The 25,467-nt window shown below is 71.9% G+C and carries 19 protein-coding genes and 2 pseudogenes; 16 read left to right on the top strand and 5 right to left on the bottom strand.

What is annotated here, in order from left to right; translation table 11 throughout:
- Positions 1 to 638: 638 nt before the first annotated feature.
- The 10 genes from araB to MCAG_RS02540 all read left to right on the top strand — a co-directional run bounded on the left by araB (position 639) and on the right by MCAG_RS02540 (position 15,593).
- Positions 639 to 2,336 (top strand): ribulokinase, encoded by a 1,698-nt coding sequence (gene araB / locus MCAG_RS02585; protein WP_007071429.1) that lies wholly within the window; start codon positions 639 to 641, stop codon positions 2,334 to 2,336.
- Positions 2,333 to 3,025, top strand: coding sequence for an L-ribulose-5-phosphate 4-epimerase (locus MCAG_RS02580; RefSeq protein WP_007071428.1), 693 nt, complete (start codon positions 2,333 to 2,335; stop codon positions 3,023 to 3,025). The genes araB and MCAG_RS02580 overlap by 4 nt, the downstream gene beginning before the upstream one ends.
- Positions 3,026 to 3,181: 156 nt before the next feature.
- On the top strand, positions 3,182 to 4,183 hold the full coding sequence (locus MCAG_RS02575; RefSeq protein ID WP_036372031.1) for an ABC transporter substrate-binding protein: 1,002 nt from the start codon (positions 3,182 to 3,184) through the stop codon (positions 4,181 to 4,183).
- A gap of 73 nt (positions 4,184 to 4,256) precedes the next feature.
- On the top strand, positions 4,257 to 5,801 hold the full coding sequence (locus MCAG_RS02570; protein WP_007071426.1) for a sugar ABC transporter ATP-binding protein: 1,545 nt from the start codon (positions 4,257 to 4,259) through the stop codon (positions 5,799 to 5,801).
- Complete coding sequence (locus MCAG_RS02565) at positions 5,798 to 6,868, top strand: ABC transporter permease (protein ID WP_007071425.1); 1,071 nt, start codon at positions 5,798 to 5,800, stop codon at positions 6,866 to 6,868. The genes MCAG_RS02570 and MCAG_RS02565 overlap by 4 nt, the downstream gene beginning before the upstream one ends.
- Positions 6,865 to 7,857 carry a galactofuranose ABC transporter, permease protein YjfF gene (gene yjfF, locus MCAG_RS02560; RefSeq protein ID WP_007071424.1) on the top strand — a complete coding sequence of 331 codons (993 nt, stop codon included), beginning with the start codon at positions 6,865 to 6,867 and terminating at the stop codon, positions 7,855 to 7,857. Before MCAG_RS02565 ends, yjfF begins: the two co-directional genes overlap by 4 nt.
- 28 nt (positions 7,858 to 7,885) lie before the next feature.
- Positions 7,886 to 9,391: an L-arabinose isomerase gene (gene araA, locus MCAG_RS02555; protein ID WP_007071423.1), complete on the top strand. Its 1,506-nt coding sequence runs from the start codon at positions 7,886 to 7,888 to the stop codon at positions 9,389 to 9,391.
- Between the two features lie 143 nt (positions 9,392 to 9,534).
- On the top strand, positions 9,535 to 10,563 hold the full coding sequence (locus tag MCAG_RS02550; RefSeq protein ID WP_036372029.1) for a LacI family DNA-binding transcriptional regulator: 1,029 nt from the start codon (positions 9,535 to 9,537) through the stop codon (positions 10,561 to 10,563).
- A gap of 225 nt (positions 10,564 to 10,788) precedes the next feature.
- A complete protein-coding gene (locus MCAG_RS02545) occupies positions 10,789 to 11,880 on the top strand; it encodes a LamG domain-containing protein (protein WP_007071421.1) in 1,092 nt (363 codons plus the stop codon).
- Positions 11,817 to 15,593 carry a family 43 glycosylhydrolase gene (locus tag MCAG_RS02540; protein ID WP_198141472.1) on the top strand — a complete coding sequence of 1,259 codons (3,777 nt, stop codon included), beginning with the start codon at positions 11,817 to 11,819 and terminating at the stop codon, positions 15,591 to 15,593. The genes MCAG_RS02545 and MCAG_RS02540 overlap by 64 nt, the downstream gene beginning before the upstream one ends.
- A 161-nt stretch (positions 15,594 to 15,754) precedes the next feature.
- Here the strand turns inward: MCAG_RS02540 and MCAG_RS02535 are convergent, their stop codons facing one another.
- Positions 15,755 to 16,228 carry a MarR family winged helix-turn-helix transcriptional regulator gene (locus MCAG_RS02535; protein ID WP_007071419.1) on the bottom strand — a complete coding sequence of 158 codons (474 nt, stop codon included), beginning with the start codon at positions 16,226 to 16,228 and terminating at the stop codon, positions 15,755 to 15,757.
- A 111-nt stretch (positions 16,229 to 16,339) separates the two neighbouring features.
- On the opposite strand from MCAG_RS02535, the gene MCAG_RS02530 reads away from it, so the two are divergent.
- The 4 genes from MCAG_RS02530 to MCAG_RS02515 all read left to right on the top strand — a co-directional run bounded on the left by MCAG_RS02530 (position 16,340) and on the right by MCAG_RS02515 (position 20,365).
- A complete protein-coding gene (locus MCAG_RS02530) occupies positions 16,340 to 17,419 on the top strand; it encodes an epoxide hydrolase family protein (RefSeq protein WP_007071418.1) in 1,080 nt (359 codons plus the stop codon).
- Between the two features lie 184 nt (positions 17,420 to 17,603).
- Complete coding sequence (locus MCAG_RS02525; RefSeq protein WP_007071417.1) at positions 17,604 to 17,903, top strand: hypothetical protein; 300 nt, start codon at positions 17,604 to 17,606, stop codon at positions 17,901 to 17,903.
- Entirely contained in the window at positions 17,903 to 19,552 is a 1,650-nt protein-coding gene (locus MCAG_RS02520) for an amidase (protein ID WP_198141471.1), read from the top strand. The genes MCAG_RS02525 and MCAG_RS02520 overlap by 1 nt, the downstream gene beginning before the upstream one ends.
- A 231-nt stretch (positions 19,553 to 19,783) precedes the next feature.
- The gene (locus MCAG_RS02515) at positions 19,784 to 20,365 is read left to right on the top strand and encodes an NADPH-dependent FMN reductase (protein WP_036372026.1); all 582 of its coding nucleotides are present in this window, start codon (positions 19,784 to 19,786) and stop codon (positions 20,363 to 20,365) included.
- A 120-nt stretch (positions 20,366 to 20,485) separates the two neighbouring features.
- On the opposite strand, the gene MCAG_RS02510 is transcribed toward MCAG_RS02515, so the two are convergent.
- The gene (locus MCAG_RS02510) at positions 20,486 to 21,415 is read right to left on the bottom strand and encodes a diacylglycerol kinase family protein (protein WP_036372023.1); all 930 of its coding nucleotides are present in this window, start codon (positions 21,413 to 21,415) and stop codon (positions 20,486 to 20,488) included.
- Positions 21,416 to 21,530: 115 nt separating this feature from the next.
- Between MCAG_RS02510 and MCAG_RS02505 the strand changes: the two genes are divergently transcribed.
- Positions 21,531 to 23,159, top strand: a complete 1,629-nt coding sequence (locus MCAG_RS02505; RefSeq protein WP_007071413.1) for an alkaline phosphatase — start codon at positions 21,531 to 21,533, stop codon at positions 23,157 to 23,159.
- A gap of 402 nt (positions 23,160 to 23,561) precedes the next feature.
- Here the strand turns inward: MCAG_RS02505 and MCAG_RS36055 are convergent.
- Both MCAG_RS36055 and MCAG_RS02500 read right to left on the bottom strand, forming a co-directional pair.
- A pseudogene (locus MCAG_RS36055) lies at positions 23,562 to 23,684 on the bottom strand (GntR family transcriptional regulator); the annotation flags it as partial.
- Positions 23,685 to 23,763: 79 nt separating this feature from the next.
- Positions 23,764 to 24,495: a class I SAM-dependent methyltransferase gene (locus MCAG_RS02500; protein ID WP_007071412.1), complete on the bottom strand. Its 732-nt coding sequence runs from the start codon at positions 24,493 to 24,495 to the stop codon at positions 23,764 to 23,766.
- 408 nt (positions 24,496 to 24,903) lie between these two features.
- Here MCAG_RS02500 and MCAG_RS33270 point away from each other — a divergent pair, with 408 nt between their 5' ends.
- The gene (locus MCAG_RS33270; RefSeq protein WP_050777824.1) at positions 24,904 to 25,155 is read left to right on the top strand and encodes a hypothetical protein; all 252 of its coding nucleotides are present in this window, start codon (positions 24,904 to 24,906) and stop codon (positions 25,153 to 25,155) included.
- A 21-nt stretch (positions 25,156 to 25,176) separates the two neighbouring features.
- On the opposite strand, the pseudogene MCAG_RS02490 reads toward MCAG_RS33270, so the two are convergent.
- Positions 25,177 to 25,467: pseudogene (locus MCAG_RS02490) on the bottom strand (sulfatase); the annotation flags it as partial.

Genomic DNA, 25,467 nt, shown 5'->3' with positions numbered 1-25,467 from the left:
GGTGGTGGTCGCGGCCCCGCTGCGGGGAGGATCCCTTCACCTGGCGCTCCGCCGCTCGCCGACGCCGGCCGGGCGGTGCGGCGACATTCGCCGGGTCGCCCGGTTCCGCGTCGACGCGCCGATCGATTCCTGGGGCGGCGGATCGGCGGTTTCCACCTATGTTTGATAGATATATGTCTATGCGAATTGTCGACGGGACCGGCTTGTCGGATGCGCCGGAAGGTTTCGGTCCCGGTGCTCGGCCGCGTGGCCGAAAATCGTGCCGGTTGACGGGCGGGACCGTATCCCGGCCATGGCCGTGCCACCCTGTCGCGGCGGTGGCGTTAGGCTGCGCGGGCTGTCGGGGTCGTGGTCGTCGGGCCGCGCCCGATCGGGTGCGGGGTGGGCGCGATGGGGCGTCGGTAGCCCGTCGCCCGCCTCACGCGGCTCCACGGTCTTGTGAACGCGCACATGCCCCGGGTGGTGGTGTTCCTGCGCTGGCGCGGCGTCGGGCTGTGGCCCCGTTTGGGTCGCCGTCGGCAGGGAGCCTAGGCGGGAGCCGGTGCCGCGTAACGGTCCGGAGAATCCTGGCGGAAAGCATCTTGACGACCCGACATGTGAGCGCTAACACTGTTGCCAGCAAGTGAGCGGAGGATGTCATGAGCGTTTCGACCGGACCGGGTGACCGGTACGTTGTCGGCGTCGACTACGGCACGTTGTCGGGTCGAGCACTGGTGGTGCGGGTCGGTGACGGCGCCGAACTGGGCACGGCGGTGCACGAGTACCGACAGGCCGTGATGGATACGGTACTTGCCGTCGACGGCCAGGCGCTACCCGCCGACTGGGCCCTGCAGGACCCGGACGACTACCGTGACGTGCTCCGGCACGCCGTGCCGGCCGCCCTGGCCGCCAGCGGCGTCGACCCGCAGCGGGTCGTCGGCATCGGTATCGACTTCACCGCCTGCACCGTGCTGCCCACCCTCGCCGACGGCACTCCGCTGTGCGAGCTGCCCGATCTGCGCACCCGCCCGCACGCCTGGGTCAAGCTGTGGAAGCACCACGCGGCCCAGCCCCAGGCGGACCGGATCAACGCCCTGGCCCACTCCCGCAACGAGCCGTGGATCGGCCGCTACGGCGGCAAGATCTCCGCCGAGTGGCAGTACGCCAAGGGCCTGCAACTGCTGGAGGAGGACCCGGAGGTCTACGACCGGGCCGAGCGGTGGATCGAGGCCGCCGACTGGATCGTCTGGCAGCTCTGCGGCGTCGAGACCCGCAACGTGTGCACCGCCGGCTACAAGGGCATCCGGCAGGACGGCCGGTACCCGTCGCGGGAGTACCTGGCCGCGCTGAACCCGGGCTTCGTCGACTTCGTCGCCAAGATCGACGGTCCGCTCGCGCCGCTGGGCGCCCGGGCCGGTGGGCTGACCGCCGAGGCCGCGGCCTGGACCGGCCTGCCCGAGGGGATCGCGGTGGCGGTCGGCAACGTCGACGCCCACGTCACCTCCGCCGCCGCCCAGGCCCTGGAGCCGGGCCGGCTGGTCGCCATCATGGGCACCTCCACCTGCCACGTCGTCAACGGCACCGAGCTGGCCGAGGTGGCCGGCATGTGCGGCGTCGTGGACGGCGGGATCAGCTCCGGGCACTGGGGCTACGAGGCGGGCCAGAGCGGCGTCGGCGACATCTTCGGCTGGTACGTCCAGCACGCCGCCCCCGCCGGGTACGCCTCGCACGAGGCGTTGACCGCTGCCGCTGCCGCCCAGCCGGTCGGCGCGCACGGCCTGGTGGCGCTGGACTGGTGGAACGGCAACCGGTCCCTGCTGGTCAACCACGACCTCAGCGGGGTGATCGTCGGGCTGACCCTGGCCACCCGGCCGCCGGACGTCTACCGCGCGCTGCTGGAGTCCACCGCGTTCGGCACCCGCATGATCATCGAGGCGTTCGCCGAGGCGGGGGTGCCGGTCGACGAGATCATCGTCGCGGGCGGACTGACCAACAACGCGCTGCTGATGCAGATCTACGCCGACGTCACGAAGCGCCCGCTGGGCATCATCGGCTCCGCGCAGGGCCCGGCGCTCGGCTCGGCGATCCACGCGGCGGTCGCCGCGGGCGAGTACCCCGACGTGCCGGCGGCCTCGGCAGTGATGGGCCGCGTCGACCGCGACGTCTACCGGCCCGACCCGGAGCGGGCCCGCGCCTACGACGCGCTGTACGCCGAGTACCGGCGGCTGCACGACCACTTCGGCCGGGGCGGCGACGACGCCCTGCTGCGGCTGCGCACCATCCGCAACGCCGCCCGTCGGGCGGTCGACCACTCCCCGGCCGGTGAGGCCGCGGTCCCCCTGGAGGTGTTGGCATGAGCCCCGAGCTTGGCGCCGAGGTGACGCGGCTGCGCGAACAGGTCGCGACCCTGCACAGCGAACTGGTCCGGTACGGCCTGGTGGCCTGGACGGCCGGCAACGTGTCGGCGCGGGTGCCGGGCGCGGACCTGATGGTCATCAAGCCCAGCGGCGTCTCCTACGACGACCTGCGGCCCGCCAACATGATCGTCTGCGACCTCGACGGCGCGGTGGTGGAGGGCGACCTGTCGCCGTCGAGCGACACCGCCGCGCACGCCTACGTCTACCGGGCGATGCCCGAGGTCGGGGGAGTGGTGCACACCCACAGCTCCTACGCGACCGCCTGGGCGGCCTGCGGCGAGTCGATTCCCTGCCACCTCACCGCGCAGGCCGACGAGTTCGGCGGCGAGATCCCGGTCGGCCCGTTCGCGCTCATCGGCGGCGACGACATCGGCAAGGGCATCGTGGCCACCCTGTCCGGGCACCGCTCGCCGGCGGTGCTCATGCGCAACCACGGCGTCTTCACCATCGGCAAGGACGCCCGCGCGGCGGTCAAGGCGGCGGTGATGTGCGAGGACGTCGCCCGCACCGCGCACCTGGCCCGCACGCTCGGCCGGCCGGTGCCGATGGCCCGCGAGGACATCGACTCCCTCTACGACCGCTACCAGAACGTCTACGGGCAGCCCGGGGCTTCCTCCGCGACCCCCTGACCGCCGCCCGACCCTGTCCCGGCCGGCCGCACCCGTCAGGGGCCCGGCCCGTCCCACCGCACCTCACCCAGCACCATCAGTTGGCCGTGCCGTCCGGCATGCCGTGGCGGCCCGGCCCTCGTAGGTACCCCACCCACCCCCGCAAGGAGTCATCAGATGTTGAAGACCGGCACGACCATCACCCGCCGCGGGCTCGGCGCGATTCTGGCCGCCGGCCTGCTGGCCACCGGCCTGGCCGCGTGCGGCAACAGCGACACCGGCTCGGATGGCGGCGACGACGGCAAGATCGTCCTCGGCTTCTCGCAGATCGGCGCGGAGAGCGGCTGGCGGACGGCGAACACCAACTCCATCAAGGAGTCCGCCGCCGCGGCCGGCATCGAGCTGAAGTTCGACGACGCCCAGGGCAAGCAGGAGAACCAGATCAAGGCCATCCGCAACTTCATCCAGCAGAAGGTCGACGTGATCGCCTTCTCGCCGATCAAGGAGTCCGGCTGGGACACCGTGCTCAAGGAGGCCAAGGACGCCAAGATCCCGGTGATCCTGACCGACCGGGCCGTCGACTCGGCCGACAAGAGCCTCTACAAGAGCTTCCTCGGCTCGGACTTCGTCAAGGAGGGCCGCCTCGCCGGTGAGTGGCTGGTCGAGCAGAAGAAGACCGCCACGGGCCCGGTGAACATCGTCGAACTGCAGGGCACCACCGGCTCGGCGCCGGCCATCGACCGCAAGGAGGGCTTCGCCACGGCGATCGCCGCCAACCCGAACCTGAAGATCGTCGCGTCGCAGAGCGGTGACTTCACCCGGGCCGGTGGCAAGCAGGTCATGGAGCAGTTCCTGAAGGCCAACCCGAAGATCGACGTGCTGTTCGCCCACAACGACGACATGGGCCTGGGCGCGCTCGAGGCGATCACCGCGGCCGGCAAGGTGCCGGGCAAGGACATCACCATCATCACCATCGACGCGGTCAAGGACGGCATGCAGGCCCTGGCCGACGGCAAGTTCAACTTCATCGCCGAGTGCAGCCCGCTGCTCGGCGACCAGCTGATGGACCTGGTGAAGAAGGTCAAGGCCGGCGAGGAGGTCCCGGCCCGGGTCGAGACCCAGGAGGGCACCTTCACCCAGGAGCAGGCCAAGGCCGCTCTGCCGACCCGGAAGTACTGACCGGAGGGGGCCGCCGCGCCACGGCGCGGCGGCCCCGCCGCTCGCTTCCGCGAAACACGAAAGGCCTGGTGGGATGTCGCAGAGGCATCCGGTCCTGACGATGACCGCGATCAGCAAGATCTTCCCGGGAGTACGCGCCCTCGACGGCGTCGACTTCCGCCTCTTCCCCGGTGAGGTCCACGCCCTGATGGGCGAGAACGGCGCCGGCAAGTCCACCCTCATCAAGGTGCTGACCGGCGTCTACGGCACGGACGCCGGCACGATCACCCTCGACGGCCAGCAGGTCTCCTTCGCCGGGCCGATGCAGGCCACCGCGGCCGGGGTGAGCACCGTCTACCAGGAGGTCAACCTCTGCCCCAACCTGTCGGTGGCGGAGAACATCTTCATCGGCCGGGAGCCGCGCCGGCTCGGCGCCGTCAACTGGCGCGAGATGCGCCGCCGCGCCCAGGAGCTGCTGGCCCGCATCGACCTGCACATCGACGTCACCGAGCCGCTCGGCAGCTACTCCCTTGCGGTGCAGCAGATGGTGGCCATCGCCCGCGCGGTCGACGTGAACGCCCGGGTGCTGATCCTCGACGAGCCCACCTCCAGCCTCGACGCCGACGAGGTGGCCCAGCTGCTGCGGATCATGCGCCAGCTGCGCGACGACGGCATCGCGATCGTCTTCGTCACCCACTTCCTCGACCAGGTGTACGGCATCGCCGACCGGATCACCGTGCTGCGCAACGGCCGCCTCGTCGGCGAGTACCCGACGGCCGAGCTGCCGCAGATCGCCCTCGTCGAGAAGATGATCGGCAAGGAGCTCGACGCGCTGGAGCGCCTCGACTCGGAGGCCGGCCGGGACCGTGCGGCGATCACCGCGGGGCAGCCCCTCGTGGCGGCGGACGGGCTGGGCCGCACCGGCTCGGTCGCACCGTTCAGCCTCACCATCCACGCCGGCGAGGTCGTCGGGCTGGCCGGGCTGCTCGGGTCGGGGCGCACGGAGGTCGCCCGGCTGTTCTTCGGCGCGGACCGGGCCGACCAGGGCCGGCTCGCCGTCGACGGCGAGCCCACCGCGATCCGCAACCCGGTGGCCGCGATCGGCCGGGGCGTCGCCTTCTGCTCCGAGAACCGCCGCACCGAGGGCCTGGTGGGCGAGCTGTCGGTGCGGGAGAACATCATCCTGGCCATGCAGGCCACCCGGGGCTGGCTGCGGCCGGTGCCCAGGCGCAAGCAGGACGAGCTGGTCGAGCGCTACATCAAGGCGCTGAGCATCCGGCCGGCCGATCCCGACATGCCGGTGCGCAACCTCTCCGGCGGCAACCAGCAGAAGGTGCTGCTCGCCCGGTGGCTGATCACCGAGCCGCGGCTGCTGATCCTGGACGAGCCGACCCGGGGCATCGACATCGGCGCGAAGACCGAGATCCAGCGCCTGGTGGCGCAGCTCTCCGACGGCGGGATGGCGGTGCTGTTCATCTCCGCCGAGCTGGAGGAGGTGCTGCGGCTCAGCCACAAGGTCGTCGTGATGCGCGACCGGCAGCTCGTCGCCCAGCTCGACAACGACGACACCCTCGACGCCGACCGCGTCATGCGGGCCATCGCCAGCGGCGCTCGGCAGGAAGAGCTGGAGAAGGCATGAGCACAGTCAAGGCCCGCCTCGCGCCGGTCACCGGTCACCGGCTGTTCTGGCCGTTGGTGGTGCTGGTCGTGTTGCTGGCGGCGAACACCGTCTACCGGCCGAGCTTCCTCTCGGTCGAACTGAAGAACGGTCAACTGTACGGCAGCCTGATCGACATCGTCCGGCTCAGCGCCCCGCTCATCCTGGTCGCGCTGGGCATGTCCCTGGTCATCGCCACCGGCGGCATCGACCTCTCCGTGGGCTCGGTGGCCGCCGTCAGCGGCGCGATAGCCTGTCTCTACATCAGCGAGCAGCCCGACCAGAACAGCCTCGGCGCGGTGCTCACCGCGCTGGCGATCGCGTTCGGCATCGCCCTGCTGCTCGGCGCGTGGAACGGGATCCTGGTTGCCGGGATCGGCATCCAACCCATCATCGCCACGCTGATCCTGATGGTCGCCGGCCGGGGCCTGGCCCAGCTGATCACCTCCGGGCAGATCATCACCATCAACAGCGAGCCGTACAAGACGATCGGGGTCGGGCACCTGCTCACGCTGCCGTTCGCGATCATCATCGCCCTCGCGGTGACCCTGCTCGTGGCGGTGCTGACCCGCCGCACCGCCCTGGGCATGATCATCGAGGCGGTCGGCGGCAACGCCGAGGCCAGCCGGCTGGCCGGCATCCGCTCCCGGCGGATCACCCTGCTGGTGTACGTGGTGAGCGCCGCCTGCGCGGCGATCGCCGGGTTCATGATGACCGCGAACGTCTCCAGCGCCGACGGCAACGCTGTCGGCCTCTGGGTGGAGCTCGACGCGATCCTCGCCGTGGTCATCGGCGGCACCTCGCTGGCCGGCGGCCGGTTCTACCTCAGCGGCACCATCGTGGGCGCGCTGATCATCCAGACCCTGACCACCTCGGTGTACGCCATGAACATCGACCCGCAGACGACCCTGCTGTTCAAGGCGGTCGTGGTGATCGCGGTCTGCCTCATCCAGGCGCCGGCGTTCCGCGCCCGGTTCAGGCGCCGGCAGGCGCCGACGGCGCCCCCGGCGGCGCCCGTCGAGAAGCAGAAGGAGCAGGTCCCGGCATGACCACGACCCCCCTGGCCGCGCGAGGCCCACGGGCCTGGTGGCGGGTGCCGCAGCGGCAGGTGCCGGTGCTGGCCACCCTGGCCCTGCTGCTGGTGATGTACGGCATCGGCGTTTCGCAGTACCGCGCCTTCTCCAACATCCAGGTCGTCTTCAACCTCTTCATCGACAACGGCTTCCTGCTCGTCGTCGCGGTCGGCATGACCTTCGTCATCCTGACCGGCGGCATCGACCTGTCGGTCGGCTCGGTGGTGGCGATGACCGCGATGGTGTCGGCGTCGCTGCTCAATGACGGCGTGCACCCCGCGCTGGTGCTGCTGATCGCGCTGCTCATCGGCCCCACCCTCGGGTTCGCGATGGGCTGCGTCATCCACTTCTTCGACATCCAGCCGTTCATCGTCACCCTGGCCGGCATGTTCTTCGCCCGGGGCATGTGCACCTGGATCAACACGGCGTCCATCCCGATCACCGACGGGTTCTGGACCTCGGCGGCCCAGGAGCGCATCCGCATCGGCGAGAACTTCGTCACCGTGAGCGTCCTGGTCGCTCTCGCGGTGGTGGCGGTCGCGGCGTACACGCTGGCGTACACCCGGCTGGGCCGCAACGTGTACGCCATCGGCGGCAACCAGCAGTCGGCGCTGCTGATGGGCCTGCCCGTGGGGCGCACGAAGATCGCCGTCTACACGATCAGCGGGCTCTGCTCGGCCATCGGCGGCATCCTGCTGTCCTTCTACACGCTGTCGGGCGCCCCGCTGATCGCCATCGGCATGGAGCTGGACACGATCGCCGCCGTCGTCATCGGCGGGACCCTGCTCACGGGCGGCTCCGGCTACGTGTTCGGCACCCTGCTGGGGGTCCTCGTGCTGGGGGTGATCCAGACGCTGATCACCTTCGACGGCAGCCTCAGCTCCTGGTGGACCAAGATCGTGATCGGCGGCCTGCTGTTCGCGTTCATCCTCCTCCAGCGCCTCGTCGGCATCCGCAAGAAGTGACCACCCCAGCACACCGGAAGGCAACCCCATGACCAACCCATCCCCGGCCGCCGAGGTCTGGTTCCTCACCGGCAGCCAGGGCCTGTACGGCCCGGAGACCCTGCGTCAGGTGGCCGACCAGTCCCGGCAGATCGCGGCGCAGCTCGACGCCGACCCAGCCATCCCCGCCCGGGTGGTCTGGAAGCCCGTGCTGACCTCCAGCGCCGACATCCTGGCCGTCTGCCGCGACGCCGCCGTCCAGGGCGCGGTCGGGGTGATCGCCTGGATGCACACCTTCTCCCCGGCCAAGATGTGGATCTCCGGCCTGGACGCGCTGCGCACCCCGCTGCTGCACCTGCACACCCAGGCCAACGTCGAGCTGCCCTGGTCCGAGATCGACATGGACTTCATGAACCTCAACCAGGCCGCCCACGGCGACCGGGAGTTCGGGTTCGTCCAGACGCGGCTCGGGGTGGCCCGCAAGACGGTCGCGGGGCACGTCAGCAACCCGACCGTGACCGCCCGCATCGCGGCGTGGACCCGGGCGGCGATCGGGCACGCGGAGATGCGGTCGCTGCGGCTGGCCCGCTTCGGCGACAACATGCGCGACGTGGCGGTGACCGAGGGCGACAAGGTCGAGGCGGAGCTGCGCTTCGGCGTCTCGGTCAACACGTACGGCGTGAACGACCTGGTGGCGGCCGTGGACGCGGTGGCGGACGCGCGCATCGACGAGCTGGTCAAGGAGTACGACGACAGCTACCGGCTCGTCGCCGAGCTGCGCGCCGGCGGCGAGCGGCACGACTCCCTGCGCTACGCCGCCCGGATCGAGGCGGGGCTGCGTGACTTCCTCGACGCCGGAGGGTTCCGCGCGTTCACCACCAACTTCGAGGATCTCGGCGGGCTGCGGCAACTGCCCGGCATCGCGGTGCAGCGGCTCATGGCCGACGGCTACGGCTTCGGCGGCGAGGGCGACTGGAAGACCTCGGTGCTGGTTCGCACGCTGAAGGCGATGGCGGTGGGCACCAGCGGCGGCACGTCCTTCATGGAGGACTACACCTACGACCTGACCCCCGGCCGGGAGGTGGTCCTCGGCGCGCACATGCTGGAGGTCTGCCCGACCATCGCGGCCGATACGCCCGCCGTGGAGATCCACCCGCTGGGCATCGGCGGGCGCGAGGACCCGGTGCGCCTGGTGTTCGACGCCCGGCCGGGCCCCGCCGTGGTGCTGGGGCTGGCCGACATGGGGGAGCGGTTCCGGCTGGTCGCCAACGAGATCGACGTGATCGTCCCGCCGCAGCCGCTGCCGAAGCTGCCCGTCGCCCGGGCGGTGTGGCGGCCCCGGCCTGACCTGGCCGGCTCGGCGGAGGCGTGGCTCACCGCCGGCGCGCCGCACCACACGGTGCTGTCGCAGGCCGTCGGGACTGAGGAACTGCACGACCTGGCCGAGATGGTCGCCACCGAACTGGTCGTGATCGACGCCGACACGACCCCCCGTCGGCTGGCGAACGAGCTGCGGTGGAACCAGGCCTACTACCGTTTGGCCCGGGGGTTCTGAGCCCGGTTCCGATCGAACGTACGACACCGGGTGTTCGGTGTGTTCCCGGGCCGGGGACACACCGAACACGCCATCCGCGCAGCGAGCCTCACCACCCGTTTTGTTGATTGTGGCGGGTTACGATGGCCACGAGGGGACTTGCTATGGGTCAGCAGCCGGCCGCACGCGCGGCGGTGATGAACGACGTCGCCCGGCTCGCCGGTGTCTCACACCAGACGGTGTCGCGGGTGCTCAACAACCACCCCAGCGTCCGCCAGGAAACCCGCGAGCGGGTGATGCGCGCAGTGCGCCAGCTCAACTACCGGCCCAACGCCCTGGCCCGGGGGTTGGCCGGGCGGCGCTCCCGGGTCATCGGCGTGGTCAGCTTCGACACTATCCTCTACGGCCCGGCGGCCACCCTGCTCGGCATCGAGCGCGCTGCCCGCGCCGCGGGATACGGCATCAGCATCGTCACCCTGGAGCAGCTCGACCGAACCGGGATGAAGTCCGCCATCGACGCACTCACCGAGCAGTCGGTGGCGGGGGTCGTCATCATCGCCCCGATGATGACGGCGGCGGTGGCCGTGCACGGGCTGCCCACCGGAATGCCCGCCGTGGTGGTCGAGTCGAGCGGCGGGGCCGGCGACCTGCAGAGCATCTCCGTCGACCAGGTCGCCGGGGCCCGGCTGGCCGTCGAGCACCTGCTCTCCCTCGGCCACGCGACGGTGTGGCACATCGCCGGTCCCCGGGACTGGCTGGAGGCCCGCGACCGCGTCGACGGGTGGCGGCTGGTGCTGGAGCGGGCCGGCCGGTCGGTCCCGCCGGCCCTCGTCGGCGACTGGAGTCCCCGCGCCGGCTACGAGATCGGGCAGTCACTGGTCGACCGCCCGGAGGTGACCGCCGTCTTCTGCGCCAACGATCACCAGGCGCTGGGCCTGCTGCGCGCTCTGCACCAGCGCGGCGTGCGGGTTCCGGAGGACGTCAGCGTGGTCGGGTTCGACGACATCCCCGAGGCCGAGTACCTCTCGCCGCCGCTGACCACCGTCCGTCAGGACTTCGACGAGGTCGGCCGCCGATGCGTCGCGGCCCTGTTGGAGTTGTTCGAGGCCGACAGTCCGGCGGGGAATGCCCCGCACCCGCAGGTCGAGCCGCAGCTCGTGGTGCGCGCCAGCAGCGGCGGCCGGCAGGGCTGACCGCGCGCACCCCGCCGGCGCGGCGGGGCACCTGGGGGTTGCCGCCCGCGCAGACGGGCTCGCGAGCCCCGTCGGCGGTTCGCGCTGCCCGGAGGACTCCGCATTGCGTGAGGGTGGACATACGGAACGTTTGCGCCTGGTCAGGCCATTGACGCCGGAGTTTCGCGACCCCGAGAATTCGACCTTGTTCAAGCCTCACACCCCCCGCCACCACGAGGGAACCCCATGCGCGAAGCACCGCCCCCGCAAACGCGAACATCCTTCCCCGCCGTCCTCGGCCGCGCCCGGCCGCTCGTCGCCGGCGCGCTGCTCGCGCTGGTCGCCGGGCTGCTGCCCGCCACCGCCGCGCCGGCCACCGCAGCCGACGTGACCGACGGCCTGCTGGTGCGCTACGACCTGACCCAGAGCAGCGGCACCACCGTCACCGACAGCTCCGGCCGGGGCAACAACGGCACGCTCACCGGCGGCGGCACCTGGACCGGCCAGGGCGGCCTCGTCCTCGACGGCGTGGACGACCACGTCAAGCTGCCCAACAACATCATGGCCGGGCTGTCGTCGATCACGGTCGCCGTCGACGTGTACGTCGACCCGGGCCAGCAAACCCCGTACTTCATCTGGGGCCTCGGCAACTCGGCGACCTCGAACTCCGGCACCGGCTACCTGTTCACCAGTGGTGACGCCTTCCGCACCGGCATCACTACGACCAACTGGGCCGGCGAGAAGGTGACCGGCAAGGGCGCGAACCTCGCCCGGGGCGTGTGGAAGTCCGTCACCTACACGCAGACCGGCACCACCGGCACCCTCTACGAGGACGGTGTGCAGGTCGCCCAGAACACCGGCGTCACCGTGCTGCCCAGCGCCGTCGGCAACGGCACCACGACCAACAACAACCTGGGCCGGTCCAACTACGCCGCCGACCGGTACCTCAAGGGCAAGGTGGCGAACTTCCGCATCTACGACCGGGCCCTCGCCGCCGACGAGGTGGCGGCGATCGCCATACCCGACGGCACCCGCGTCGCCGCCGACACCGCCGCCCTGGACCTGGGCGACCTCTCGGCCGTGACCGGGAAGCTCACCCTGCCCACCACGGGCACGTACGGGTCGGCGATCGCCTGGTCCTCCAGCGCACCGGGCACCATCAGCGCGACCGGCGAGGTGACTCGCCCCGCCCCCGCCGACGGACCCGCCACCGTCACCCTCACCGCCACCATCAGCCGGGCGCCACCAGCGACACCAAGGCGTTCACCGCCACCGTGCTGCCCAACGAGAACGACCAGACGTTGGGCGAGGGGGCTGCCGCCGCCCTGTCGCTCGTGAACGCGGGCGACGTACGCGGCAACCTGACCATGCCGACCACCGGGATCAACGGCGCGGCCGTCGCCTGGCGCTCCGCCCAGCCGGCCGTCGTCAGCGCCGACGGCGTCGTCAAGCGCCCCGCGCACGGCGCCGGCGACGTGAAGGTCACCGTGACCGCCACCGTCACCGTCGGCACGGCCACGGCCGAGCGGGCCATCGAGCTGACCGTCCGCGAGCTGCCCGAGGCCGCCCCGTACGCCGGCTACGTCTTCAGCTACTTCACCGGCAACTCCATCGCCGGGGAGAAGATCTACTTCGCGGCCAGCCAGGGCAACAACGCCCTGCGGTGGACCGAGCTCAACGGCGGCCAGCCGAAGCTGGAGTCGAAGTTCGGCACCCTGGGCCTGCGTGACCCGTTCCTGATCCGCAGCCCGGAGGGGGACCGGTTCTTCCTCATCGCCACCGACCTGTCCATCGGCCGCAACGGCAACTGGGACGTCGCCCAGCGCCAGGGCAGCCGGTACCTGGAGGTCTGGGAGTCCACCGACCTGGTGAACTGGTCGGAGCAGCGGCATGTCCTGATCTCCCCGCCCACCGCCGGCAACACCTGGGCGCCCGAGGCGTACTGGGACGCCGCCCGCGGGGAGTACCTCGTCTTCTGGGCCTCGAAGCTCTTCGCCGAGAACGACCCGAACCACACCGGCAACACGTACAACCGGATGCTGGCCGCGACGACGCGTGACTTCGTCACGTTCAGCCAGCCGACGATCTGGCAGGACCGGGGTGAGTCGCGCATCGACTCCACGGTCATCCGGGAGGGCGACACCTACTACCGGTTCACCAAGGACGAGGGCGGCGGCGGCACCGGCTGCTCCGACATCATCCAGGAGAAGTCGTCCTCGCTGACCGCCGTCGACCTGCCCGGAAAGCCCGCCTGGACCATGCAGGACTCCTGCATCGGCCGCGACGCCGGCACCTCCGCCGTCGAAGGGCCCACGGTCTTCAAGACCAACCCGGGCGACACCTCCGGCTCGGCCTACTACCTGTTCGTCGACGAGTACGGCGGCCGGGGCTACATCCCGCTGGGCACCAACGACCTGGCGAATCCGGACTGGAAGGTGCCGGCCTCCTACCGCCTGCCCGCCAGCCCGCGGCACGGCACCGTCATCCCGGTCACGAAGAAGGAACTCGACGCCCTCAACGACGCGCCGCCGCCGGTGCGCGCCAACGCCGACGGCGTCGTCGCCCACTACCCCCTCGACCAGGCCACCGGCACCACCGTCACCGACGATTCCGGCAACGGCTACGACGCGAAGCTGGCCGGTGACGCGAGCTGGGGCGACGGCAGCCTCGCCCTCGGGGGGACCAACGGCCACGTGGCCCTGCCCGACAACATCATGGCCGGCCTCGACGAGATCACCGTGTCGATGGACGTGAAGATGGCCGCCGACCAGGCCACGCCGTACTTCATCTGGGGTCTGGGCAACACCGACTCCGGTGGCGTGGGCAACGGCTACCTCTTCACCACCGGCAACAACTACCGAACCGCGATCAGCCTGGGCAACTGGACCGGCGAGCAGAGCGTCGACGGCACCAGTGCCGTGCCGCGGGGCGTGTGGAAGACCCTCACGTACACCCTGAACTCGGCCGGCACCGCCCGGATCTACCTGGACGGGGTGCGGGTCGCCGAGAAGACCGGGTTGACCAACCGTCCCGGCGACATCGGCGGCGGCCGGACCACGGCCAACTACATCGGCCGCTCCCAGTACACCGCCGACAGATACCTCAAGGGCCGGGTGCGCGACTTCTCCATCTACAACCGGGCGCTCACCGACGGCGAGGTCGCCGGGCTCGGCTCCAACGGCACCAGCGTCCAGGCGGTGCAGCTCGACAGCCTCAAGGTCCCCGCGATCGTCGACCCCGCCAGCAGCACCATCACCCTGCCGGTCAAGCCGGGCACCGACGTGACCGCCCTCGCCCCGACGTACGTGGTCGCGCCGACCTCGACCGTCGCGCCCAGCGGCGCGCGGGACTACTCGCAGCCGGTGACGCTGACCGTGACCAGCGCGACCGGGGCCACCCGCGAGTGGACCGTGCGGACGATCCAGATGCGCACCCCGGTCCTGCCCGGCTTCAACGCCGATCCGAACATCGTCCGGTTCGGCGAGACCTACTACATCTACGCCACCACCGACGGCATCCCCGGCTGGGGCAGTTCGACGTTCAAGGTCTGGTCGAGCCGGAACCTGGTCGACTGGACCGAGCACGACACGATCCTCGACCTCGGGCCGGACGTCACCTGGGCCGACAGCAACGCCTGGGCGCCCGCCGCGATCGAGAAGAACGGGAAGTACTACTTCTACTTCTCGGCGCAGCAGAACATCGGCGTCGCCGTCGCCGACTCGCCGCTCGGGCCGTTCGTCGACCCCATCGGCAAGCCGCTGGTGAGCAAGGCCGACTACAACAACGCCCAGCAGATCGACCCGGCGGTCTTCACCGACGACGACGGGCAGAGCTACCTCTACTGGGGCAACGGCACCCCGTACGTGGTCCCGCTCAACGACGACATGGTCTCCTACGACGTCGCCAAGCGGGTGCGGCTGACCGGCCTCACGGACTTCCGCGAGGGCCTGTTCATGCACAAGCGCGCCGGGACCTACTACCTGTCCTGGTCGATCGACGACACCCGCAGCGAGAACTACCGCGTCGGCTACGGCACGGGCACCAGCCCGCTGGGCCCGTTCACCGCCAAGGGGGAGATCCTCACCAAGGACCCGAGCCAGGGCATCCTCGGCACCGGCCACCACTCGATCCTCCAGGTGCCGGGCACCGACGACTGGTACATCGCGTACCACCGGTTCGGGATCCCGGGCGGCGACGGCATGCACCGGGAGACCACGATCGACCGGCTGTACTTCGGCGCGGACGACACGATCAAGAAGGTCGTCCCGACGCTGGGCGGCGTCGACCCGCTGCGCTACGAGGGCGGGAAGCCGAAGGCCACGGTCTCCGACGCGGGGGCCGACGGGTGGTACGGCGCGGACGCTGCCCTGACCATCACCGCCGGCGACAAGGTGCGCCTCGTCGAGTACCAGATCGACGGCGGCGGCTGGTTCCCGTACCGCGAGCCGGTCGACCTGCCGGCGGGCAGCCACCAGATCGACTACCGGGCCCAGGGCGTCAACCTCTTCTGGAGCGACGTGTGGTCCCTGCCGGCCAAGGTGGACGAGGCGCCACCGACGGTGCAGGCGTACCTGGTGGAGCGCAAGTTCGTGGTCAACGCCAGCGACGCCGACTCCGGCGTGGCCCGGATCGAGTACCGGATCGACAAGGGGGCCTGGCAGCCCTACCTGGCCCCGGCGCGGATCGACAGCTCCGCGCACGTGATCCGGTACCGGGCGTACGACGTGGCCGGCAACGTCAGCCGCGAGCGCGCCCTCAACGTGCCGGCGCTGGGCCCGCCCGCCAAGGCCAAGACCCTCCCGTCGATCAGCGGGACGGCCAAGGTCGGCAAGACCCTCAGGGCCGATCCGGGCAAGTGGGACCAGAAGGGGCTGACGTTCTCCTACCAGTGGCTGCGTGACGGCAAGGTCATCGCCGGGGCCACCGGCCAGCGGTACGTGCCGCAGGCGGTCGACGTCGGGCACCGGCTCTCCGTGCGGGTGACGGCGATGCGCTCGGACCTCCAGCCCGGCACGGCCACGTCGAAGCAGACCGCGAAGGTCGTTAGGTAGTCGCTTCCACCGCCCACGCGGGCCGAAGGCCACCTCCCCCGAAACGGGAGGTGGCCTTCGGTGTCGGTGCTACCCGGGCCGGACGACGCCGCCTCGCAACTTCCACTTCCACCGGCGTTCCTCGCCGGGCAGCGGGTTCCTGGGCTCGTTCCCCGTCAGCGTCACTGCTCTTCGGGGGAGCCGGTTCGCCGGTTGTGGTGGTCCAACAGCCTGGACAGCAGCTCGGTCAACCGCTGTCGCTCCTCGGGTGACAACGGGGCCAGCAGTTCGTCCTGGGTTTCGGCCAGCTGCTTCTCCAGTCGTCGCAGCTGCCGCTTGCCCGCGACGGTCAGCGAGATGATGTTGCGCCGCCGATCGGCAGGGTCCGGGGCGCGCTCGACCAGTCCGCCTTCGGCGAGCTCGTTGATCGTCGCGACCATGTCGCTGAGGTGGATGCCACTACCGCGGCCCAGCGTGGCCTGGCTGGCCGGGCCGTACTTCTCCAGCGTCGCCAGCAGGCGGTAGTGGTGCCCGCGGGCATGAACGGCCGAGAACCCGCCAGCCACCAGGCGGTGCGCGTGGCTGGCGGTCTGGGTGAGCAGCCAGCTGGGCAGGCTCTGCCACCCGGCGGGCGTCTCCTCGGATGTGTTCTCCATGTGACAAGCCTAACGGATCGTTTGGCTAACTAATGATTGTGGTACCGTTAGTACGCCAAATGTTAGTCGTCCGAACGTTTTGTCGCCGAGTGGGCCCCTGGAGGCAGACCCATGATCAAGCCGTTCCGCATCGACATCCCCCAAGCAGACCTCGACGACCTGACCGACCGACTCTCCCGCACCCGTTGGCCCAACGAAGTCGCCGACGCCGGATGGGACTACGGCTTCCCGCTGGCGCGGCTCAAGGAACTGGCCGAATACTGGCGCACCGGCTACGACTGGCGCGAGCACGAGGCCAAGCTCAACGAGCTTCCGCACTTCACCACCGAGATCGAGGGCCAGAACATCCACTTCGTCCACGTCCAGTGCTCGAAACCGGACGCGCTCGCGCTGGTCCTCACCCATGGCTGGCCTGGTTCGTTCCTGGAGTTCCTGGACGTGATCGAGCCGCTGTCGCGAGACTTCCACCTGGTGATTCCGTCCATACCGGGGTTCGGCTTCTCTGGGCCTACCCACGAGCGCGGCTGGGACACCGTCCGGGTCGCGCGGGCCTGGGCTGAGCTGATGCGCCGTCTCGGGTACGAGTGTTACGGCGCGCAGGGTGGCGACTTCGGTGCGGGCATCTCCATGGCGCTGGGCGCGGTGGCACCCGAGCAGGTCGTCGGGGTGCACGTCAACTACCTGCCGACCCGGCCGGATCCCGACGTCGAGGTGTCCGAAGCGGATGAGGCCCGACTGGACAAGGTCAGGCAGCTGATGGCGAACCGTCCGCCGTACCAGGCTCTGCAGGCCCTCACCCCACAGACCATCGGCTACGCGCTGACCGACTCGCCGGTCGGGCAGCTGGTATGGATCGCCGAGCGCTTCGCACAGTGGACCGACCCCGTCACGCCGGTCAGCGACGAGCGCATGCTCACCGACATCTCGCTGTACTGGCTGACCGCGACCGGGGCCTCCTCTGGCCGGTTCCACCACGACACCCCGCGGGGGAGCCAGCAGCCGTGCCGGGTGCCGCTCGGCGTGGCGGTGTTCGCGCACGACATCACGCAGTCGGTGCGACCGCTGGCCGAGCGACTGTACGACATCAGGCACTGGTCCGAGTTCGAACGCGGCGGCCACTTCGCCGCGATGGAAGTGCCGGACCTGCTCGCCGAGGACATCCGCGACTTCTTCCTCACCCACCTCAAGTGACCCGCGCCGGCGCGCCCGCAGGTGTGGCCGGCGGAACCGGGCGAGGCTGGAGTCGGCCGAGCCTTCGCAGGTCAGAGCGCATCGACCCGCGTTGCTTCACCGCGTCGAGATCGACTCGACACGCCGGTGACACGGCCCGGCCCGACAGTGGGCGCATCAACTCCCACCCCAGGAGGGGGCACCCTTGGCACCCACCCCACCGACCGACGCCGAACTGGACATTCTCATCCGCGCCCGGCTCGCGTCCCTCGGCATCGACCTCGACCAGCTTCCGGCCGGCACCACCGCCGATCCGGAGACCGGTTCCCCCGGCCGCGACTCCGTGCTGGCCTCCCTGCGGTCCTTCGTCCGTAGCACCGTGGGCACGCTCGCCGCGTACCAGCTACCCGCCCCGGCCGGTACCGACCCCGCCGTCGCCAGGGCGCTGTCCCAGCAGCCCGCGCCGATGCTCTACCCCTCGATCAGCACGGAATGGCGGAACTGATGAGCGCAGCCCCCGTCGACCGCGGCGTCGACCGCCGCGCCTTCCTCGCCCGCACCGCCGCCCTGGCCGCCGCGTCGGCGGTCGGCGGCGCCGTCGGCCTGCCCGCCGTGGCGTCGGCGGCCGGTCCGGGCCGAACACCCCTGCTCACGGCCGCGAAGTGGAACCCGGCGCTGGACGTGCCCAACGCCTACGTCAAGCCGCGCCCGGAGGCGGTGGCCGACCCCACCGAACTCACCGTCGCCGAAGCGGCCTGGCTGATCCGCGCCGGCAGGCTCACCCCCGCCAAGCTGGTCGAGGCGTACCTGGCCCGCATCTCCACGTACGACGGCACGTACCAGGCGTTCAACCTGGTCCTCGCCGAGGCGGCGGCCAAGGCGGCGACCGCCCTGGCGAAGAAGCCCCGGCGGGGGGCGCTGCACGGCATCCCGCTGGCGATCAAGGACAACTACTACACCGCCGGGGTGCCCACCACCGCCAACTCCTACCTGTTCGCCGACTTCCGGCCCCCGTACGACGCCACGGCCGTGTCCCGGCTCCTCGCCGGCGGGGCGATCGTGCTCGGCAAGACCCAGATGGGGCCGCTGGCCACCACCCGGGCCACCACCCCGAACGGGGTGGTCACCACCGTCAACGCCTGGACTCCGACCGACAACCGCACCGACCCGGGCGGCTCGTCCACCGGCACCGCCACCGCCGTCGCCGGGCGACTCGCCGCCTCCGGCACCGGCACCCAGACCGGCGGCTCGATCACCGCCCCGTCGAACGCGCAGAACCTCACCGGCCTCAAGCCGACGATGGGCCGCGTCTCGCTGCACGGCATCATCCCGCTCAGCTACACCCGCGACCACCCCGGCCCGCTGGCCCGCGACGCCAAGGACGCGGCCATCATGCTCACCGCGATGGCCGGCGAGGACCCGGCCGACCCGCGCACGCAGGGCCTGCCCGCAGTGCCGAAGCTGATCGACGCGGCCACCCCGGTCTACTTCGGTGGCCGGCTCGGACTGCGCTGGAAGACCCGCATCGGCGTGCTGCCGGGCTTCACCGCCGGCACCACCGAGACGGCGGCGGCGCGGGCCGCGTACCTGGCGAAGCTCGCCGCGATCCCCGGTGCCACGGTGGTCGACGTGCCGCTGCCCGACGAGTGGGATCTGCTCACCGGCAGCGCGTTCAACAACGTCCGGCTGCCCGAGCGCAGCGAGCCGTTCCTGCCGTACCTGCGTACCGACCTGCGCGGCTTCGGCGTGTCGGTGACGGGCTGGCTACAGGGCGCGCTGATGGGCGGCAGCGAGTTCATCACCGGCCAGCGGGCCAAGCTGCTGCTCATGGAGCGGGTGCTCGACCAGCTCTTCGCCTCCTGCGACGTGGTGGTGCAGACCAGCCCGGTGCCCTTCGACATCCTCGGCCTGCCGGAGATCGCCTTCCCGATCGGCTTCACGACGACGGGCGTGCCGATCGGCACCATCCTCGGCGGCCTGCCGTACGGGGAGGATCGGCTACTGTCGGTCGCGGCGGCGTACCAGGCGGTCACCGACTGGCATCGGCGGCGGCCCGCCGACCCGCCGGCCGCCGCGGCGCGCGCCCTGGCGAAGTCCGCAGCCCCCACCGCCCTTCGGCTGAGCGCCGAGGAGGTCGCCGAGCTGGCCCAGTGACCCGCGCCGTCGCCGGCCCGCCGTCCCGGCTGGGCCGACGACGGTGGGCCGGCCGGGGCCGGTACAGGCCGGGCCTGTGTGTGGCGGTTGGCGGGGCGGGGCCTGAGCGGTCCCCGGCCGGCCGCAGGGCGGCGGGCTGGCTGCCTCCGGGTTGACCTGAACTTTGGTTGAGGTCGTACCGTTGGCGAGCGGCCGTCGAGGGACGGCCCGTCGTCCCGTTTGGAGAATGCGTTGTCCGAGTTCCCGTATCGGTTGGCCGTCATCGTCGGAAGCGTCCGGGAGGGGCGGTTCGGCCCCGTCGTGGCGGACTGGTTCTGCCGACAGGCGCGTCAGCGCGACGACCTCGTCGTCGACCTGATCGACCTCGCGCACGTCCCGGCGGCGCTCGGCGGCGCGGCGGGTGCCGTGGCCCCCGGCGCGGAGGAGGTGCCCTTCGCCGACCGGATCGGGGCGGCCGACGCCGTCGTCGTGGTGACGCCGGAGTACAACCACAGCTACCCGGGGCCGCTGAAGACCGCGATCGACTCGGTGGGCGCCCAGTGGCGCGCCAAGCCGGTCGGCTTCGTCTCGTACGGGGGCATCTCCGGTGGGCTGCGGGCGGTGGAGCCGCTGCGGGCGGTCTTCGCCGAGCTGCACACCGTCACCGTCCGCGAGACGGTCAGCTTCGCCATGTGCCACGCCTGCTTCGACCCGACCGGGGAGCCGGTCGACGCCGACTCGGTCAACCGTGCGGCCACCGCCCTGCTGGACCAGCTCGGCTGGTGGGCCGAGGCGCTGCGGACGGCGCGGGCGGCCCGGCCGTACGGGTCCTGACCCCGGCCTGACCCCGGCCGGTGGCACGCCGTCCGGCGCGCCACCGGCCCGGGGACTCCGCCCGTGAGAAGGGAACCCTTCTCTACCGTATGCGTTGACAGGGGGCCCTTCCTTGCGTCGTCAGCGGTCCGGGCTGTCCGTGGGGGCCATCACCCGCAGCGCGTTGGCGGCCAGTCCGATCCGGATCGGGGTCTCGCCGCACAGCTCGCCGTCCACCTCGACCCGCGCCGGCCGGTCGGTCTCCAGCCACAGCTCGCCCACGGCGAGGAACGTCGTCTCGGCGAGGGTGCGTCGGGCTCCCGTGACGGCGTTGCGGGCCGTGTCCCGCAGCAGACCGCGCCGGGTCGGACCGCCGACCGGGTACGCCACCAGCAGCCGGTCGTCGGCGTCGGTGTCCGCGGTGATCGGGCGGCCGGCGTGGAAGCCGCCGTTGGCCACGTACAGCTGGTGGGTGTGGAACTCGTGCGTCGCGCCGGCGGCGCGCACGGTGGCCCGCAGCGCCCGGTGCCGGGTCAGCAGCGCCAGCGCGGTCGCCGGGTACGCCAGCCGCCCGGTGACCCGCTTGAGCGCCGGTGGCGTCCGCAGCATGATGTCGGCCGACAGCCCCACCCCGACGTGGTTGGCGAACGGCACGTCGCCGGCGAGCCCCAGGTCGACGTCGATCACCTTGCCTTCGGCGAGAACCGCCACGGCGGCGTCCAGGTCGAGCGGGAGGCCGAGGGTGCGGGCGAAGTTGTTGGTGGTGCCCAGCGGCAGCAGGCCCAGCGCCACGTCGCGGTGCGCGAGCAGCCGCGCGGCGGCGCTCTGCGTGCCGTCACCACCGCCGGCGACGAGCAGGTCCGGCCCGAGCGCGAGGGCGTCGTCCAGGCTCCGCTCCAGCTCACCGGGCCGGTCGGCCGGGTACGCCCCGAGCAGCTCGAAGCCCGACCGCGCCAGCAGCGCCCGGGCGTGCTCGTAGAGTCGGCGACCCCGGCGTGAGCGGGCGTTGACCACCAGCGCCGCCCGCCGGTCCCGCCGGATCGTCGCGCCCAACTCCTGCTTCGTCCGCATGGCTGCCGACCCTATCTCCGCCGGCCGGAATCGGGCCGACAGCCGGTGAAGGGTCGGCGAAACAGTGGCGTGCGGGGCAGCGGGCGAGACGGTGATGACGGTAGATACGTGAGGCATGACGAACACCATCGACCGTCGTACCCTCCTGCGGCTGGCCGGCGCGTCCGCCGGCACCGCCGTGCTCGCCGGCGCCACCCTCGCCGGCCCGGCCCCCGCCGGCGCGGCCGGCGGCGCGTTCCGGCACGGGGTGGCCTCCGGTGACCCGCTGCCCGACGGCGTCCTGCTGTGGACCCGACTCACCCCCACCGACGAGGCGCAGCCCGGCTCCGGCGTCGGCCCGGAGGTGGAGGTGACCTGGCAGGTCGCCGCCGACCCCGACTTCGCGACGGTGGCGGCGCAGGGCACGCTGACCACGGGGCCGGCCCGCGACCACACCGTCAAGGTGGCGGTCACCGGCCTGGCCCCCGCGACCACCTGGTGGTACCGGTTCGGGTACGCCGGGGCGTGGTCGGCGACCGGTCGCACGATGACCGCGCCGCCGGCCGACGCCGACATCGATCGGCTCCGCCTCGGCGTGGTCTCCTGCGCCAACTGGGAGGCGGGCTACTTCTCGGCGTACCGGAACCTGGCCGACCGGGGCGACCTCAACCTCGTCGTGCACCTCGGCGACTACCTCTACGAGTACGGCACGGGCGAGTTCGATGCCGGCGGGACGGTGGTGCGGTCGGTGCTCCCGGCGCACGAGGTGCTGACGCTGGCCGACTACCGGATCCGGCACGCGCTGTACAAGACCGACCCGGACCTGCAGGCGCTGCACGCCTCGGTGCCGTGGGTGATCACCTGGGACGACCACGAGGTGGCCAACGACCAGTGGTCCGGCGGCGCCGAGAACCACACCCCGGCGACCGAGGGCGAATTCGCCGACCGCGTCGCCGCCGCCCGGCAGGCGTACGCCGAGTGGATGCCGGTGCGCACCGGAGCGGACGGGGCGATCTACCGCCGGCTGCGGTTCGGGCGGCTGGCCGAGCTGTCCATGCTGGACCTGCGCTCGTACCGCTCGCGGCAGGCGTCGGGCGCCGCCGTCGACGACCCGGCCAGGACGATCACCGGGGACGCGCAGATGTCCTGGCTCAAGAGCGGCCTGGCCGCCTCCACCGCGCGGTGGAAGCTGGTCGGCAACCCCGTGATGATCGCCCGGGTCGACCTGGCCACGCTGCCCGCGTGGCTACTCGGCCCGCTCGGCAGGCTGCTCGGCATTCCCGAGAACGGCGCGGTGCTCAACCCCGACCAGTGGGACGGCTACAACGCCGACCGCAACGAGCTGGTCGACCACCTGCGGGCGGCCGGCACCCGCGACGTCGTCTTCCTGACCGGCGACATCCACACCTCCTGGGCCAACGAGGTCACCACCCGGGCCACGGGCACGTCCGCCCCGGCCGCCGCCGAGTTCGTGGTCCCCTCGGTGACCAGCGACAACATCAACGACTTCCTCGGCCTGCCGGAGGGCAACGCGCTCAGCCTCCTCGGCGCGGACCTGGTCCGCGCGACCAACACGCACGTGCGCTGGACGGAGCTGGACGGCCACGGCTACGGCGTACTGGACGTGACCCGGCAGCGGTGCCGGATGGACTGGTACCACCTGGCGGACCGGACCCGGCCGGGCAGCGTCAGCCGGTGGGTGGCCGGCTGGTCGGTGGCCGCCGGCTCGTCGACGCTGCGCCGGGAGGCCGCCCCGCAGGCGTGACGACCAGGCTGGGGCGGGACGGGCGGGCAGCGGTCCGCCGTCCCGCCCCGGCGGTCGCCGGAGGCTGTCCCGCCCGGCCCCGATGACGGCCGGCGGGCAGGCACCTACGGCCGCCGGCGCGGCTTGGCCAGACACTGTGGAGCACCATGTCGTCGAGCGCCACGCCGACGGGGCAGGTCGGGTGCGAGCGCGGCGAACTAATCGGCGGCGCGGGTGACCGTCTCCCGGGTAAGCCGAGTCGGACCGCTCGGCGCAGAGCCGGGCCGCGTCGACGCCGAAGCAGGCGCGCATCTCCAGCATGTCCCGCACGAGCGTGTCGACCGGCAGGACGTCGCCGGAGCGGACCAGGGACAGGGCCAGGTCGAGGCCCGCGTGCACCCGCCAGTCGAGTACCCGGGTCGCGTACCCCTGGGTGACCTGGACCAGGCCGAGCTGTTGCAGGCGGCGCAGCGCCTCGCGCACGGCGTGCCGGTTCACCGCGAAGGTGGCGGACAGCTCCCGCTCGCCCGGCAGGGTGTCGCCGGGCCGGTACGCGCCGACGGCGGAACCGGCCCGGCCCGCCGCGCCGGCCGTAGCTCTCCGGCCGGCGCGGCGGCGGCGCCCACTACCGCAGGCGGTACACCGAGATGTGCGAGCGACTGTCGGCGTCGAACGGCTGGCGGTCGAAGCCGGCGTACCGCTCGGCGAGGCGCAGCCCGGCCCGCTCCGCCATCTCGTCGATCTGCTCCGGCCAGCAGTACCGCATCGCGAACGGCTCCAGCCGCGCGCCCCGACCGTCGATGACCACGGTCTGCCGGACGAACCGCTGCGCGGGCCGGTCGTACCGGTGCACCCGCAGGGTCACCGAGTCCTCGGTCACCTCGCGCACCTGAAGCTGCTCGTCGCGGTCGAAGCCGGCCGGGTCGGGGACGAACGCCTCGACGACGAATGCGCCGCCGGGGGCCAGCACCCGGGCCACGTTGCGGAAGCAGTCCTGCTGTCGGGACTCGTCGACCAGGTTGAACAGCGTGTTGAACACCAGGTAGACCAGCCGGTACGGCCCAACCACCGGCACGTCGGCCATGTCGCCGATCGCCACCGGGATGCCGTCGCCGCCCGGCTTGGCGCGCATCCGCGCCACCATCTCCTCCGAGGCCTCGACGCCCTCGACGTCGAGGCCGCGCGTTGCCAGGGGCAGCGCCACCCGGCCCGTCCCGATCGCCAACTCCAGGACGGGACCGCCGTCGGCCAGGCCGGCTAGGAAGTCGACGGCCGGGGCCGGATCGGGATTGGGGCCGAGGTCGTAGCTGGCCGCCCAGAGCTGGCCGAACAGGCCGGGATCGTCGAAGATCGACATCAGGCGGCCTCCCCCTCCGGGATCCGCCGGGGCGGCGCGGCGGCGGATCGGCGGGGACTGGTGGTGCTCGCCTGGGGCGTGCGCCCCGGGGTCGACGTACTCATGAAGTCTCGCATCCTCAAAGGGGGACGAACATCGGGCTGGCGGCGGACCTCGACGAGTCGGGCATGGCGCTGCTCCCTTCGATCGGACGGTTCACGACCAGGACAGCAGGGTCGGGGCGACGCCGGCAACCGCATTTGCGCCGGGGGACGAGAATCGGGGGGATGTGAGCAACCGCCTACCCGGGGTGGGTTTAGCGAGCCGGAATGCCGGTGAACCTGTACGGGTAGCGACAACGAGAGGGGTTCCCGGGTGTCCGGCACAACGCGCCACCGGCCCAGCCACGACACAGTTCCGCCGAGTGACGTGACGGACACGCTGCTGTGGCGGCTGGCGTACGACGTCGCCGAGGCCCACCAGCCCGACGGGACCGGCCGGTGCCGCAGCCTGCTCTGCGGCGACCAGGAGGCCCCGTGCCACGTGTTGGTGGACGCCGAGCGCGCCATGCGACTCGCCCGCGGCGACGCGGCCACCGGCCCGCAGCTTCCCGCCACCCGCCCCCGGCCCGGCGTTGCGGCCCGGCCCGACGGCACGCGCACCGGGCGGGAGGCCGCCTGACCCGCCGTACGCCCGGACGGGTCAGCGCGGCGCGGCGGCCGGCGGCGCGGAAGCCGGCCGGGACCCGAACGCCGTGAGGAAGCGGTCCCGGAAGGCGTCCATCCGCCACACCGGCGCGTCCGGGCTGGGCCGTAGCCCGTCCTGCCACTGCCAGCCGTCGATCCGGTCGAGCACCCTCGGGTCGCGGGCCACGATGGTGATCGGCACGTCCCGGCTGGCGTTCTCGCCGGTGACGACCGGGGACGGCTGGTGATCGCCGAGGAAGACCAGCACCAGGTCGTCGTCGCCGTAGGTCTCGACGTAGGAGATCAG

This window comes from Micromonospora sp. ATCC 39149, from assembly GCF_000158815.1.
Lineage (GTDB): Bacteria > Actinomycetota > Actinomycetes > Mycobacteriales > Micromonosporaceae > Micromonospora.
Note: the sequence above shows the minus strand (reverse complement) of the source record. Positions and strands in the feature narration are given on the sequence as shown.

Coding starts and splice junctions, on each gene's coding strand:
- araA (WP_007071423.1), top strand. CDS start 7,886: ATGACCAACCCATCCCCGGCCGCCGAGGTCTGGTTCCTCACCGGCAGC.
- MCAG_RS02575 (WP_036372031.1), top strand. CDS start 3,182: ATGTTGAAGACCGGCACGACCATCACCCGCCGCGGGCTCGGCGCGATT.
- MCAG_RS02505 (WP_007071413.1), top strand. CDS start 21,531: ATGACGAACACCATCGACCGTCGTACCCTCCTGCGGCTGGCCGGCGCG.
- MCAG_RS02535 (WP_007071419.1), bottom strand. CDS start 16,228: ATGGAGAACACATCCGAGGAGACGCCCGCCGGGTGGCAGAGCCTGCCC.
- MCAG_RS02510 (WP_036372023.1), bottom strand. CDS start 21,415: ATGCGGACGAAGCAGGAGTTGGGCGCGACGATCCGGCGGGACCGGCGG.
- MCAG_RS02570 (WP_007071426.1), top strand. CDS start 4,257: ATGTCGCAGAGGCATCCGGTCCTGACGATGACCGCGATCAGCAAGATC.
- yjfF (WP_007071424.1), top strand. CDS start 6,865: ATGACCACGACCCCCCTGGCCGCGCGAGGCCCACGGGCCTGGTGGCGG.
- MCAG_RS02500 (WP_007071412.1), bottom strand. CDS start 24,495: ATGTCGATCTTCGACGATCCCGGCCTGTTCGGCCAGCTCTGGGCGGCC.
- MCAG_RS02530 (WP_007071418.1), top strand. CDS start 16,340: ATGATCAAGCCGTTCCGCATCGACATCCCCCAAGCAGACCTCGACGAC.
- MCAG_RS02550 (WP_036372029.1), top strand. CDS start 9,535: ATGGGTCAGCAGCCGGCCGCACGCGCGGCGGTGATGAACGACGTCGCC.
- MCAG_RS02520 (WP_198141471.1), top strand. CDS start 17,903: ATGAGCGCAGCCCCCGTCGACCGCGGCGTCGACCGCCGCGCCTTCCTC.
- MCAG_RS02580 (WP_007071428.1), top strand. CDS start 2,333: ATGAGCCCCGAGCTTGGCGCCGAGGTGACGCGGCTGCGCGAACAGGTC.
- MCAG_RS02545 (WP_007071421.1), top strand. CDS start 10,789: ATGCGCGAAGCACCGCCCCCGCAAACGCGAACATCCTTCCCCGCCGTC.
- araB (WP_007071429.1), top strand. CDS start 639: ATGAGCGTTTCGACCGGACCGGGTGACCGGTACGTTGTCGGCGTCGAC.
- MCAG_RS02565 (WP_007071425.1), top strand. CDS start 5,798: ATGAGCACAGTCAAGGCCCGCCTCGCGCCGGTCACCGGTCACCGGCTG.